At 40.3% G+C, this 13,569-nt stretch carries 16 protein-coding genes, 1 tRNA gene and 1 other annotated feature; of the genes, 11 read left to right on the top strand and 6 right to left on the bottom strand.

Features of this window, described 5'->3' with window-relative positions; all coding sequences use genetic code 11:
• Positions 1–128 precede the first annotated feature (128 nt).
• Positions 129–401 carry a hypothetical protein gene (locus V7K76_RS02830; RefSeq protein ID WP_334780591.1) on the top strand — a complete coding sequence of 91 codons (273 nt, stop codon included), beginning with the start codon at positions 129–131 and terminating at the stop codon, positions 399–401.
• Positions 402–485: 84 nt separating this feature from the next.
• Here V7K76_RS02830 and V7K76_RS02825 read toward each other — a convergent pair whose 3' ends face one another.
• Together V7K76_RS02825 and V7K76_RS02820 are read right to left on the bottom strand one after the other, a co-directional pair.
• A complete protein-coding gene (locus V7K76_RS02825; RefSeq protein ID WP_334780592.1) occupies positions 486–1,064 on the bottom strand; it encodes a DUF1634 domain-containing protein in 579 nt (192 codons plus the stop codon).
• Position 1,065: 1 nt separating this feature from the next.
• On the bottom strand, positions 1,066–1,902 hold the full coding sequence (locus V7K76_RS02820; RefSeq protein ID WP_334780593.1) for a sulfite exporter TauE/SafE family protein: 837 nt from the start codon (positions 1,900–1,902) through the stop codon (positions 1,066–1,068).
• A 979-nt stretch (positions 1,903–2,881) separates the two neighbouring features.
• Between V7K76_RS02820 and V7K76_RS02815 the strand changes: the two genes are divergently transcribed.
• Positions 2,882–3,535 carry a hypothetical protein gene (locus tag V7K76_RS02815; RefSeq protein ID WP_334951707.1) on the top strand — a complete coding sequence of 218 codons (654 nt, stop codon included), beginning with the start codon at positions 2,882–2,884 and terminating at the stop codon, positions 3,533–3,535.
• Between the two features lie 310 nt (positions 3,536–3,845).
• Here V7K76_RS02815 and V7K76_RS02810 read toward each other — a convergent pair whose 3' ends face one another.
• Positions 3,846–4,904, bottom strand: coding sequence for a glycosyltransferase family 4 protein (locus V7K76_RS02810; protein ID WP_334951711.1), 1,059 nt, complete (start codon positions 4,902–4,904; stop codon positions 3,846–3,848).
• A 233-nt stretch (positions 4,905–5,137) separates the two neighbouring features.
• Positions 5,138–6,082 (bottom strand): glycosyltransferase family 2 protein, encoded by a 945-nt coding sequence (locus tag V7K76_RS02805; RefSeq protein WP_334780596.1) that lies wholly within the window; start codon positions 6,080–6,082, stop codon positions 5,138–5,140.
• A gap of 153 nt (positions 6,083–6,235) precedes the next feature.
• On the opposite strand from V7K76_RS02805, the gene rplS reads away from it, so the two are divergent.
• The 8 genes from rplS to rplL all read left to right on the top strand — a co-directional run bounded on the left by rplS (position 6,236) and on the right by rplL (position 10,569).
• Entirely contained in the window at positions 6,236–6,598 is a 363-nt protein-coding gene (gene rplS / locus V7K76_RS02800; RefSeq protein ID WP_094348921.1) for a 50S ribosomal protein L19, read from the top strand.
• Positions 6,599–6,751: 153 nt separating this feature from the next.
• Positions 6,752–6,824, top strand: a tRNA-Trp gene (locus V7K76_RS02795).
• A 177-nt stretch (positions 6,825–7,001) separates the two neighbouring features.
• Positions 7,002–7,223, top strand: a complete 222-nt coding sequence (gene secE, locus V7K76_RS02790; RefSeq protein WP_322678465.1) for a preprotein translocase subunit SecE — start codon at positions 7,002–7,004, stop codon at positions 7,221–7,223.
• Positions 7,223–7,864, top strand: coding sequence for a transcription termination/antitermination protein NusG (gene nusG, locus V7K76_RS02785; protein WP_179066188.1), 642 nt, complete (start codon positions 7,223–7,225; stop codon positions 7,862–7,864). The genes secE and nusG overlap by 1 nt, the downstream gene beginning before the upstream one ends.
• A gap of 23 nt (positions 7,865–7,887) precedes the next feature.
• Positions 7,888–8,313 (top strand): 50S ribosomal protein L11, encoded by a 426-nt coding sequence (rplK, locus tag V7K76_RS02780; RefSeq protein WP_094331821.1) that lies wholly within the window; start codon positions 7,888–7,890, stop codon positions 8,311–8,313.
• A 130-nt stretch (positions 8,314–8,443) separates the two neighbouring features.
• Positions 8,444–9,157 carry a 50S ribosomal protein L1 gene (rplA, locus tag V7K76_RS02775; protein WP_334780597.1) on the top strand — a complete coding sequence of 238 codons (714 nt, stop codon included), beginning with the start codon at positions 8,444–8,446 and terminating at the stop codon, positions 9,155–9,157.
• A gap of 82 nt (positions 9,158–9,239) precedes the next feature.
• Positions 9,240–9,408, top strand: a sequence feature (ribosomal protein L10 leader region).
• Between the two features lie 63 nt (positions 9,409–9,471).
• On the top strand, positions 9,472–10,086 hold the full coding sequence (gene rplJ, locus V7K76_RS02770) for a 50S ribosomal protein L10 (protein WP_334780598.1): 615 nt from the start codon (positions 9,472–9,474) through the stop codon (positions 10,084–10,086).
• A 93-nt stretch (positions 10,087–10,179) separates the two neighbouring features.
• Positions 10,180–10,569 (top strand): 50S ribosomal protein L7/L12, encoded by a 390-nt coding sequence (gene rplL / locus V7K76_RS02765; protein ID WP_334780599.1) that lies wholly within the window; start codon positions 10,180–10,182, stop codon positions 10,567–10,569.
• A gap of 166 nt (positions 10,570–10,735) precedes the next feature.
• Here rplL and V7K76_RS02760 read toward each other — a convergent pair whose 3' ends face one another.
• Entirely contained in the window at positions 10,736–11,569 is an 834-nt protein-coding gene (locus V7K76_RS02760) for an ATP-grasp domain-containing protein (protein WP_334780600.1), read from the bottom strand.
• Positions 11,570–11,615: 46 nt separating this feature from the next.
• Positions 11,616–12,503, bottom strand: coding sequence for a hypothetical protein (locus tag V7K76_RS02755; protein ID WP_334780601.1), 888 nt, complete (start codon positions 12,501–12,503; stop codon positions 11,616–11,618).
• A gap of 136 nt (positions 12,504–12,639) precedes the next feature.
• Between V7K76_RS02755 and V7K76_RS02750 the strand changes: the two genes are divergently transcribed.
• Positions 12,640–13,557 carry a metallophosphoesterase family protein gene (locus V7K76_RS02750; RefSeq protein WP_334951715.1) on the top strand — a complete coding sequence of 306 codons (918 nt, stop codon included), beginning with the start codon at positions 12,640–12,642 and terminating at the stop codon, positions 13,555–13,557.
• The last annotated feature ends 12 nt before the right edge of the window (positions 13,558–13,569 follow it).

Genomic DNA, 13,569 nt, shown 5'->3' with positions numbered 1-13,569 from the left:
AGAGCTTTCTTCCTTTAGGAGTAGGTAGATGTTGAGTAGCAAAAATTTTATATTCTTACATATAGCATGGGCAGAAATTTTAACTAATAATAGCTACAATAAAATTACTGAGGCATCTTAATCGGAAAATGACAGACTTAACTCCAAATAGCACCTTTTTAATAGCAGGAATTGTTTTTATAACAATTGCTGTCATTGGGAAATCTAAATTAGCTTTTATTGAAATCAATCCTGGTTTTTTTGGTAGGCTTTTGGCTCTAATTATTGGGACTTCGAGTCTATTATATGCTTTGGGATTGTTCAATTTTTCAGTCGGAAACCTTGACTTATTAAGAACTTCTCTGACAGAACAAATAAAACAGAGCATAAGTTCAATTAACGAGCTTTTGCAAGGCTCATAATCAGTCAGAAAAATTTATTTATGGCGTTATATCCAGGGTTAAGGGGAAGAAAATATTGAGTTTAGTCCCTTAACCTTTATATTACTAATAATATGCTCCGACAAGACTATAAGTTAGACTAGCCATTACTAGTAAAGTAACAATCACATAAATAAATTCTCGCTGTAGTAAAAAAGTTAATAGGGAAATAAAAACGCGCAAAATTGGAGTCGCAATTAGTAGTAGCAGTCCAAGTTGAATAATGCCGCGTAGGCGTAGCCCGCCGTAGGCATCGCTACCTGATAAAACTGCTTTTACTACACCTATCGGTGAGCGAAATTCTGATGGTTCTCCCCGAAAAAAGCGATATTCCGCAGGTTCAGCACCGTGATGAATCAAGTAGAGTATCCCCCCTACCAAAACCACAGCACTAGCTATCAAAACTCCATATTTCATGAGGTTACTGAGCAAATATTCTAATTGCTGCTCACTTAATGTTTTGATGATGTTATTGTTAACATCAATTTCAGTTTCATTAGGCAATTGTGCTACTATGCTAGTGTTTTGTTCTTTTAATTTTTCGATATTAGAGTCTGTATTTTCCGGCGGTAAAGTTAGTGTAACCACTTCACTATTTGATTGTGCTAGTAATGTCCAACGAAAGCTATTATTAAATTTATACATTTTACAGCCCCCCGATTAAACTGTTGTAGACCATCTTCAAAGCCATTACCACCAGCACAACACTGAAGATAATTCTTAAAATCTGCGTTTTAGCGCCTGTCAATACTCGTGCGCCTAAGAAAGCACCAGGTAATACCCCCAACATCACCGGCATAGATAGTCCCGGATCGATGTAGCCTCGTGCTAGATAAACTCCAGTTGATGCTGCTGCTGTCACGCCGATCATAAAGTTGCTGGTGGTGGTAGAAACTTTGAAGGGTAAACGCATAATTTGATCCATCGCCAATACCTTGAATCCCCCAGAACCAATACCAAGTAACCCAGAAAGTACCCCAGCTATTAACATCACACCAAATCCCATTGGTACTGAATGAACTTGGTAAGACATAACTCCCTCTGGAGTTGGATAACTGCTATTCAGTTTGAGATAATTTGCGATCGGATCTATTACTTCATCTTCAGCGTGTTCTATTCTGGGTCGTTGTGAAAGGTATGCTGAATAAATCAGGACGATCGCTAGCACGATAGTTAGGGCTTTTACAGAAACAAAAGTAGCGATCATTGCTCCTGCGATCGCACCAATGGTTGTTGCTACTTCTAAAAACATTCCCAATCGCAAATTAGTATAGCCTTTTTTAATATAAGTAGATGCTGCACCCAAAGAAGTAGCGATTACAGATACTAATGAAGCACCGACAGCGTATCGAATATCAACGCCAAATACCGAAGTTAATAAGGGAACAATTACTACTCCACCCCCTAGCCCAGTTAGCGCCCCTAACAAGCCAGCGCTAAATGAACCAATCCAAATCAGTAATGAAAATTCTAAAATAGTCAAATTTAATTCCTCTTTTTTTTACATGTATATCAAGATGCCAAAATATTTTTTGTATTATTTAAAACTTAATCGATATTTTTTCTACTGACTACAGATATAGCTGTTTATAATCGTGTGTCATACCCTAATGCTTGGGTATTCAAAAGTCAGAAGCCAAAAGAAACTTGAAATCCTAACTTCTCATTCAAAAGTCTCCTTAAATTCCTGAAAGTGTAAAGATTAAATCAATACTAGATACTGGTATTGTCGTAGGTGCAATTACAGCAAAAAATTGCATCGGCACTTCTGAGAAGGAAAGACAATCTAGTTTGAAACCATAATGGAATAACTTTTCTTTTTTCATTAAGCAAGTTTTGAGCTTTCCAATGGCGCATATCTCGATGGAGATATAGGGAATTATGGGTTGTATTTAAGTAAATTTTCTTCTTTCTTGAGTAGTCTCTGACTTATACTTACAGATATCAATATATCTCTAACTTAATGCATATATCTTTGGTTGTATTTCTAAAGATATATTTAATACTACCCGATGTATTTCCTAGAATCAAGTATTAGTAAAAATCTCATCTTACTTTTTATTCACAAAGAGAAAATCGCGTTAAGGAATTAAACGTATAGGAATACTTCAAATTTATTTTCATAATTAAAAATCATGGTAAACACTTAGCCGATTGCTAAAAGTAATACATATAGAACATCTGGATTATTCAAATTCAATCTGAGTACAAACATATTTAGAGAATTTGGCGTGATAACTTACTTAAAAAAGAAGTGTATTAAATTAAATAAGCCGAAGGTAATACTTCCAAAATACATTTGAAATGATAGGGTAAAAATTAAAATTTATGCTCAGGAAAACCGAAGTATTATCGCAGGCATTTTTTACAGAAATTCAATATTTAACATTAGTTACAATATTGACGATACTCTTTAGATATCCAGCTATAGGCTGCAATTTGTAAAAGGTTGGGACAAGAACATGAAAAACTTCAAATACATTTTGATGGTGGTTGTATTATTCGCAAGCTTAGTATTTGCTAAACCTTCCTTAGCCGATCGCCCGAAATATAGCAAAAACCCTGATTACATAACACTGATTCAACAATTGAATAATTTGAAAACGGCGGAAAAAACACAAACTCAATTAGAGGGCTATACACCAGAGCAAATCGACCAGAAAATTAACGAGTTAGAGTTGCAACAATATGCTTTTGAGTCAGGAATCGACTGGGGTCAATGTACTAATCAAACAGGAAAAACTCTAGCCATCTACGGCCCAGAACCAAATATTGAGGATGATGAATACTCTGAGGGGGCTGCATTGTATTTTCTGGGTAATGGCCAGACAACTAAAGATCGATGGAATTGTAAGGGAGTTTATCTACCAAATGATGCTACAGCCAAGACTTTGGGAATAAACGAACAAGGAACAGAATTACCGGGTGGCTTTGTAATCAAGGTTCCGAATGGAACTAACTTAGTTTTGAAGACAAATCCAGATACTGGCGTGATTGAATTCAATCAAGCTGGTACTAAAATATTGAAAAGTGGCGAAGTGAATTGGTTTGTCCCGAACGTATCGCAAGATGTTGTAGATGCACGAGTGATTAATGCACCTACCAAGAATCTCTAGTTACACCACCATTTCTGTATTTTGGGTGTACTAGTTTTTGCTACTTTCGGCATCGCTTTACCCAGATTTCTCACCACATCTCAATAATTAAATGAGTAATGAGTAATGAGTAATGAGTAATGAATCTTACTTATTACTTATTACTTATTACTTCGACCGTGAGGTTCGCGCTTTGGGAGAGTTCAATCTGCCAAGTTCAATCCCTTCTTTCAAGAGTGAGAAATGCGGGTTTAGTTTTAAAGCGATCGCTATGCCAATGTTACCGGACTGGGGTTTATTAAAACATAACTGACAATCACGTTCAACGCCCTCATTCTGAAATTAACTCACGATACACTGTCATTGTTTCTTGATGAACGCGGGCAACACTCAGCCTTTCTAGGTTTTTATTTGCCCGATGTTTCCATTCGTGCAGCATCTCGGCACTACTCAGTAATTTTACTAAAACCCCAGACAAAGCATTACTATCTTTTACTGGCACCAAAAGACCTGCTTGCCCATTGTCCAAAGCTTCAGGAATGCCGTCTACCTGAGTACCAACGATCGCAATTCCAGTTTCTCTAGCTTCCGAAAGTACCAGGGGGCAAGGGTCGCGATGGGAAGCCAGCACAAATATGTCACAAGATATCAGATAGCGTTGCGGTTCTGGTTGGAAGCCTTCAAAATGAATGCGTTCTTGTACAGAAGTTGCTTGTGCTTGAGCCTCAAATAGTTGTTTATCCGGGCCATTTCCAACTAAATAAAGATGGGCTTGGGGAAAATCTGAGGCAATTTGTTCAAAGGCCGCGATTAACTCAGCAATTCCCTTACGTTGATACATACCGGCGACAGTGGCGATCGCTGGATGCTGTAATAGTAAAGGTTGATAATCTTGTATTGGTCGGGTGCGAGGACTGCCTAAAGTGCCATTACATACCACCCGCAACTTGTATTCTGGGATACCACGCCTAATCATAGAATCTCCCACAGCCTTACTGACAGCAATTACCCTGTCAGCTAAACCCATCAGCAGACTGGCACGCTGAAATTCGTTGTGGACTGTGGAAACTAAAGCATATTTGTGTCCTTTAAAAATACGCGCTAGTATGACCCCTGTCATCATGTGTGCATGAACAATATCCGGTTGAAATTCAGCTGCGATCGCTCGGTAACGTACAGCTGCTTTAATCATACTTAGCGGTTTCCTGCTTTGGTCTAAGTGGTAGTGTTTGACACCACAAATCTCTAGTAAAGCCTCATATTCACCACCAGCAGAAATAATCGCTACCTCATAACCAGATTTTGCCTGTAAACAAGCCAAATCCACAGCCACATTCACAATACCGTTACCTATTTCTTGAACGTGGTTCAAAATATGTATGATTCGCATAATCTTTAAGATGTGTATAAAAAATAAAGATAAGTAACTGAGTATAAATCAACATAATTATTGAGGTCTTCAGTGACAACTCAAAAGTAGTCAGTAGTGCATAAAATTGACCACTGGCTACTGATTAAGAGCGCTTCTAACCAGTTACCTAGCTTAAAGACTTATTCAGTAACGGCTCGAGAAATCGGGGTAAAACTCCAAATTTGTGAAGACGAAATCTGCTACTTAAAAAATTACGACTCAATCAATACAAGTTTACGAACCTGAGAATTGTTTCCCTGAGAACGGCGTGATGAGGCAGCAGTTAGCAAAAATTTCCAAGACTGAGGAGAAAGTATAGACGGATCTATGATTGAAAGAAAACTCTTGAGATTTTTTTGCTTCAGCGCCACTAAAAGCCAATGGAGTTTCAGGTAATTTTTTATATCCTGAAAGACAGGAATCTTTGAGCGATGTTGCTCATTTACCAAAGCGTAAATTTTCTCCTTCATCAAAATATTTGTCGTCAACCGCCGAGATAAAGAAAACTTTTGATTATACGCACCCGGCCAGATAGTGCGGTAAGCAAGACACTGGTTGAAGAAAATCGCATCGCCAAACTGAGCAATCCGAATCCAGGAATCGATGTCATCACAGTTAGCATCGAGTGTGGAGTCCCAACCACCAGTTTGTAGGAAAGCATCACGCCGACAAGCTACTTGTACAGGTGTGCCAAAGGGTACAAGCTCTAAAAGCATACCGTAATGAATATCGGCTTGTGGGATATAAAAAGCTAAACCGGGACCAACTTGGGGGGTGCGAGAGAGTTCAACTTCATTGCCATCCACCTGAGCCGCCACACAAGAGCAGATTACAGCATCGGGACGAAGTGCGATCGCCTTTGCCATCTCTTCTATGCAGTTGGGCGCTAAATAATCATCATCATCTAAAAACTTAATCCAGTCGCCGCTAGCTTTGGCAACTCCTGCATTTACCGTTGCTGCATGACCAAGGTTAACTTCGTTACGATGGTAAACAACCTTATCCCCTAAACTTTGTAGATAGGTTTGGGTGTCATCAGATGAACAGTCGTCGGCAACAACCACCTCACACTCAATTGTTTGGTTACGAGCCGAATCAATTGCTCTTTGCAGCAAATTCAAGCGATTATAGGTACTAATGACAACGCTAAATTTCATAAATTTTACCCCTGTGGTACAGCATTCTGCAATATAGCTTTGATCTTTAGACCGTTGTATCAGTAAAATTATCAATCCCAACAAGTAGACTGAAATAGGATTATCGATTTATCATTGATGATCGTGAGTTTTTTTTAAGCAGACAGAAAGACTATGAACGCTCAAGAGATTATCCGCTCCATTGAAGCGGAACAGATAAAATCGAATCTGCCCGACATTTACGTGGGCGACACTGTAAAAGTGGGAGTGAAAATCAAGGAAGGCGAAAAATACCGCGTCCAACCCTATGAGGGAGTCGTAATTGCCAAGCGCAATGGTGGCATCAACGAAACTATTACAGTCCGTAAGGTTTTTCAAGGCGTGGGCGTTGAGCGAGTATTTTTGCTGCATTCTCCCCGCATTGACAGCATCAAAGTATTACGTCGCGGTAAGGTCCGCCGTGCTAAACTGTATTATCTCCGCGATCGCGTAGGTAAGGCAACCCGGATCAAGCAACGGTTTGACCGCCCTTTGTGATTCGTCCTTCAATCATTATGGGAGAAATCTCAAGCCTCAAGCGGCATCTGCCGCTGACTTGTTTTCCCAGCGAAATTGAGGTATGATAGAAATCGCATATTGCGTTAAACTGAAATCTAGTTCAGCGCAATCACTGGATCAAAAACAGCTTGTGCGCTCTTAGTTCAGTTGGTAGAACGCAGGTCTCCAAAACCTGATGTCGGGGGTTCAAGTCCTCCAGGGCGCGCTCAAGAGCAAAAAACCAAGCCCGAAATAATTACGCAGCTGCTATATTAGCAGTTAGCGATAATAATTTCGGGTTAACTCATTGCATTTGCAGTTGTTTTACTTTCAATTAAGTGGAATAGAGTCGAAACTGCAAATCTGGACGAACAAAGAGTAAGAAACAAGAGGATAAACGGTCGTGGCCAAAAAAAGTGAAGCAGAATTGCCAGAAACTCCAAATGGGTTTAGCTTTGGCAACTTCATACAGGGAACCAAAGAAGAACTTGAAAAAGTAGTTTGGCCCAGTCGGCAACAGATAGTGAGCGAATCCGCTGCTGTGTTATTAATGGTGGCACTCTCCGCATCTTTGATATACTTGGTCGATGGATTGTTTCATTGGGCAGCAAAACAGGTGTTCTGATGACTTTTGCAACAGATGAACCACGCAACTCAACGTTGCAGTCAGAGGAAACAGCAGAAACAGCAGAAGCAGCGTCCAAAGAAGCACGCTGGTATGCAGTGCAAGTAGCCTCAGGCTGTGAAAAGCGTGTAAAGACTAACTTAGAGCAACGCATTCAAACTTTTGATGTCGCTGACAAAATTGTTCAGGTAGAAATTCCGCAGACGCCTGCGGTGAAAATCCGCAAAGACGGCAGTCGCCAGCATACAGAAGAAAAAGTTTTTCCTGGCTATGTGCTGGTGCGAATGATGATGGATGATGATACCTGGCAGGTGGTACGAAACACCTCTCATGTCATCAACTTTGTCGGTTCAGAACAAAAACGTGGTAGCAGCAAGGGTCGCGGTCATGTCAACCCCATACCATTGAGTGCTTCAGAAGTCGAACGTATATTCAAACAAACCAGCGAACAAGAAGCTGTTGTCAAAATTGACATGGCTACTGGTGATAAGATAATGGTGCTTTCTGGCCCATTTAAAGATTTTGAAGGTGAGGTGATTGAAGTTTCTCCAGAACGGAGTAAACTTAAAGCCTTGCTCTCAATTTTCGGCAGGGATACACCAGTAGAATTGGAATTTAATCAGGTAGAGAAACAGAGCTAAATACAAATGGCGAAGAAAGACAAATGGCGAAGAAAGTAGTGGCGGTCATTAAACTGGCCTTGAATGCTGGAAAAGCCAACCCAGCACCGCCAGTCGGGCCCGCCTTGGGTCAACATGGTGTCAATATCATGATGTTTTGTAAAGAGTACAATGCCAAAACAGCAGACCAAGCTGGAATGGTGATACCTGTAGAAATTTCGGTTTTTGAAGACCGGAGTTTTACGTTTGTACTCAAAACGCCACCTGCATCAGTGCTGATTCGGAAGGCGGCAAAAGTTGAAAAAGGCTCAAATGAACCCAACAAAAAGAAGGTTGGGTCAATTAGCAAAGCACAATTGCAAGAAATAGCCCAAACGAAACTCCCCGACCTCAATGCCAACGACATCGACGCGGCAATGAAGATTGTGGCAGGAACGGCTAAAAATATGGGCATAACAGTCACAGACTAAGAAAGTTATGAGTTATGAGTTATGAGTTATGAGTTTTAAATTAGTAACTCCTCATTCCTAACTTCCTAATCTAAAATCCAAAATTTTATCGGGGGAGAGGCGAGGCTTCGGAATTACCCCAGGAGAAAAAATGCCAAAAATATCGCGTCGTTTGCAAGGACTGCAAGCAAAAGTAGAAGAGAAAGACTATCATCCCCTAGAAGCTTTAGCCCTTCTCAAAGAGACAGCAACAGCTAAATTTACCGAAGCGGCCGAAGCGCATATCCGGTTGGGAATTGACCCCAAGTATACAGACCAACAGTTGCGGACAACAGTAGCACTGCCCAAAGGTACAGGACAAATCGTCCGGGTGGCGGTGATAGCCAGAGGCGAAAAAGTAAATGAAGCGAGCAACGCTGGTGCTGATATAGTAGGTTCAGAAGAACTGATTGACGAAATCCAAAAAGGTAGAATGGATTTTGACAAGCTGATTGCCACACCCGATGTAATGCCACAAGTGGCAAAACTAGGTAAGTTGCTTGGGCCACGTGGTTTGATGCCATCACCCAAAGGTGGAACCGTAACATTTGATTTAGCAGGTGCGATCGCAGAATTCAAAGCTGGTAAATTAGAATTCCGGGCTGACCGAACTGGCATTGTTCATGTTATGTTTGGTAAGACAACTTTCTCGCCTGAAGATTTGTTAGTTAACCTGAAGGCATTGCAGGAGACGATTGACCGTAACCGTCCTTCAGGAGCTAAAGGTCGTTATTGGCGCACATTTTATGTGTCAGCCACAATGGGGCCATCAATTAAAATTGATGTCACCGCCCTACGAGATTTGAAACTGAGCGAAGCAGGGTAAAAGGGATTAGGGACTGGGGACTGGGGATAATACCTAATCTTCATTATCTAATACCCAGTACCCAATACCCAATCACCAGTACCTAATTAAATAGGCAAAGCCGGAGACAGCAGGTGCTAATAGCTTAAATATCCTGCCGAGGTTAAAACTCTAATTGTCAAAATTACCACCCACAAAGGTGTGATAACTATGGCATCGGGAGTTTTAATACTCAACCCCGGCTAAATTAGCTGGGGTTTGTTGTTTGGGTTCAGGTTGAGAAAAAAACGTAAAAGTAGGGCAATCACCGATTGTTTTAAGGAGGTGAGATTGGAATGGGTAGAACACTAGAAAATAAAAAAGAAATAGTAGCTGACCTCAAAGAAACTTTGAGTGAGTCAACTCTGGCACTGGTAATTGATTATCAGGGGCTAACAGTTTCGGAAATCACAGACTTACGGCGGCGGCTGCGTCCTAGTGGCACCGTTTGTAAGGTGACAAAGAACACTCTGATGGGCATTGCCATTGAAGGTGATGAAAAATGGCAACCTTTGTCAGAATTACTCAACGGTGCTTCCGCGTTTTTGCTGGTAAAAGACGATTTTTCATCGGCAATTAAGGCATACCAAGAATTCCAAAAAGTCACCAAGAAGACAGAACTTCGCGGTGGTGTACTGGAAGGTCGCCTACTCAAAGAACCTGATGTCAAGATACTCGGAGACTTGCCATCTAAGGAACAACTCATCGCCCAAATTGCTGGGGCTATCAACGCCTTGGCTACCAAGATTGCTGTGGGTATCAACGAAGTTCCTGGTTCACTAGCCCGTGCTTTGAAGGCTGTGTCCGACCAAGAGCAAAGTGGTGGTAGCACCGAAACCGCCGTTGTCGAAGATAGCAGCACCGAAAGCACTGCTGAAGCTGATAGCAGTACTGAAGCTGCTGCTGAATAGACTTCGTGGTTCATCAGTCAAAAGTCAAAAGTCTATAGTTAAAGACCAATGACCCATGACAAATAAATAATCAAACTTACAGGAGTTATATCAATGTCTGCTGCAACCGATAACATTTTAGAACAACTAAAAACTCTTTCTTTGTTGGAAGCTTCTGAGTTAGTCAAACAAATTGAAGAAGCTTTTGGTGTGAGTGCTGCTGCACCTGTTGGCGTAGCGTTCGCAGGCCCTGGTGCTGCTGCTGCTCCTGCTGAGGAAGTTGTTGAGCAAACCGAGTTTGAAGTGGTTCTCGAATCAGTCCCAGCTGATAAGAAGATTGCCGTGCTGAAGATTGTCCGGGAATTGACCGGTTTGGGTCTGAAAGAAGCTAAAGACTTGGTTGAAGCTGCGCCCAAAGCAGTTAAAGAAGGTATTGCTAAGGATGCTGCTGAAGATGCTAAGAAGCGCATCGAAGAAGCTGGCGGTAAGGTAACTATCAAGTAGTCACAATTCTATTACCAGTTTTGTATTAAGGAGCCTAAGTTAGGCTCCTTTTTTTATAAATCAATACGCTTGGGTTAAGGGCTACTGGCAACAATTTTGAGTTTCCGAGACGCGATAAATCGCCGTCAATACAAGTGTTTTGTTGCTCATTCTGAACTGTATTGTTTTATTTTGAGGCTAGGCTAATGAGCATTTTTTCAAAAATTCTCAATACAGGCTCCTCTCCATTGTCTCTAGTGAAAATACTATAATTTGGATGAGAATTAATTTCAATCAACCAATATTGATTATCTCTATCTAAGACGATATCCAAACCACCATAATCAATATCTAATTCTTCAAAAATTGGTCTGGCGAAATTAGCAATCTCTGATAATATTTGTGGTTCGTTGATATGTTTGGCCTTTGCACCATCCCAGTGGAGAGGACTGAGATTACCTATAAATTTTGCATCAGTTATATCTTTTTCATAGAGTAAAACTAATTCTTTATTTAAAAAAACGGCTCGATACTCAGATTTTATATGAATAAACTCTTGAGCGATCGCAACGTAATCATACTTTTTATCATTGATATTAAAAATCTCTTTTAAAGCGGTTTCAACTTCATCTGTATTCTGGCATAAAAATACATTATGTCCACTTGAACCAGAATTTCGTTTAACAATTACAGGTGTTTCAAAGTTCTCTTTGATTTCTAATATAATATCTTGAAAGCTGGGAAATTTTAAGTAAATCTTATATTGGAGGTCACAAAAAGGGGAAAGAAAACCTACTGTCCGAGGAAGCTTAACTTTTTTCTTTAAAATATGGTAAGTGTATTCCTTATCTTTAATGATTTGTGCTACTGCCTGATTTATGATCGGAGTACTATAATTACAAAAATAATGATGGTGATTATTGAGTTTTATTTTGATTAAGTTTTCCGCAGGATGAATGATTTCATAGCTAATGTTTAAGTTTTCACAAGCTTTGAGTAATAACAAAACGTTGTCTAACATAAATACTTCAAGTTAAACGTCTAAATTACGAATTACGAATTACGAATTACGAATTATTTAAACTTGCTGTTTGCCGTTTAAAAATTACTATCTCAGTACCAACAACCGGATTTCGAGCTATTAGCCTATTTTGGGAGTCGATAATTTCCAAATGGGTAAAATCAAGTTCTTGAGAGCGTTGTAATATCTCCGCAGCTAGTTTGTCTTGCTGAGATTCCTTGAGAGTGTACCAATCATCACTAATTTTGACTGTAAGATTACTCGTGCGAAAGTTGGCTTGAATTGACTTTATCAGACCAGAGGCAATGCGATCGCTAATTTCGGCTACCTGATTTTCAATAGCCGCAATCAAGGCTTGTTCTGGTGTCAATTCTATGATGGGTGTAGGCGTTGGTGTTGGCGTAGGAATTGGTTCTGGTTCTAGTTCAGGCGTTGGTGGCGTAATTTGTACTTCTGGCGGCGGCGTAATTTCCTCTGGTGGCTGTGGTTCTGGTGCGACTGACTCTGGTGGAGTAGTTATCGTTGGTGTCGGTGTAGGAATCTCTTCAACTGGTGGAACTGTTGCTACTTCAGTCGGTTTAGCGGTAAGGACAGTTGTAGTTGCCCAAACGAGAATTACAGCAATTCCAGTAACAATTCCCGTCAAAACTGTATCTGATAACTTTGTTGACAAATTTGATGGTAAAAACAAGCGGATTGTCCTTAACAGTCCACCCCACCACAACTGAAGCTGCTGAAAAAAACCAGGTTTTTCCTCACTACCAGGTGGGGGTGCTGTCTCCAGTTTTTCCACCGTTACTTCTAAAACACCAATTGTCCCTTGGAGAAGTTGGATAATTTTAGCCTTCCAAAATGGCTGAACTCTCTGGTAAGGTTTTTGGGGAGGTTGAGTTATCTGCTCATCCGTCGGTTTTGACTGATTGTCTTGTGACATGGAACTTTCACCAAAAGCAGCGAATCAAAGACAAACAACGTACATTATTACTGGTGCTGCCTTCTTTTGCCTTAATGTATCACTTCATTGCTCAAAGTTTTCCGCTAAACTGACTATTTATTAAATTTGGTGACTTATGAACCTGAAACGCCGTCAATTTTTATTTTTAAGTAGCCTCAGCACTATTGGTGCAGGATTTTTAGGCTGGATGTTAGCTCATCAAAATCATCAAAGTGCTGATATTAGCGATTCAACAACAGCTATAGCCGCTAACCCAGCCAAAAAAGACTTGTTATTACGTTTTGTGTCTGTAGCCGATACGGGGACTGGGGCTAAGGGACAGTATGCCGTAGCTACAGCGATGAATGCATATCACAAACAAAATCCTTATGATTTAGTCGTTTTGGCTGGAGACAACATTTACAATAACGGCGAAATTGAGAAAATTAATGAAGTTTTTGAGCGTCCCTATCAAGGTTTGCTGAAGCAGGGTGTAAAATTTCAAGCTTGTTTAGGTAATCACGATATTCGTACTGCCAATGGCGATCCACAAGTTAAATATGTCGGCTTTAATATGAAGGGACGTTACTATACATTTCGCCGGGGAACTGTACAATTTTTTGCTTTAGATACCAACAGTAATGCTGATTGGGAAAACCAGCTAAGTTGGTTAGAAAAAGAATTAAGTATTAGTAATGCTCCTTGGAAAGTAGTGTTTGGACATCATCCGATTTATTCATCGGGTGAGTATGGGACTAATCCAGATTTTATTAAAACTTTCACTCCTCTATTTAAAAAATACGGCGTTCAGCTTTACATCAATGGTCACGAACATAATTATGAACGTACTCGTGCTATTGATGGTACAACTTACTTAATTTGTGGCGCGGGTGCTGGCCATCGTCCTGTAGGGCGTTCTGAGTGGACAGAGTATTCTACCAGTGATTTAAGTTTTGCCTCTTATGAGGTGTATAAAGATAGAATAGAAATAAGTGCGATCGCTACTGATAATCGCATTTTTGATAAAGGTATTATTCAGTTAAAATCAGCGTAATTATTATGAAAG

Source organism: Nostoc sp. (assembly GCF_036917975.1).
Lineage (GTDB): Bacteria > Cyanobacteriota > Cyanobacteriia > Cyanobacteriales > Nostocaceae > Nostoc.
This window is presented reverse-complemented; position numbering and strand designations above follow the sequence as displayed.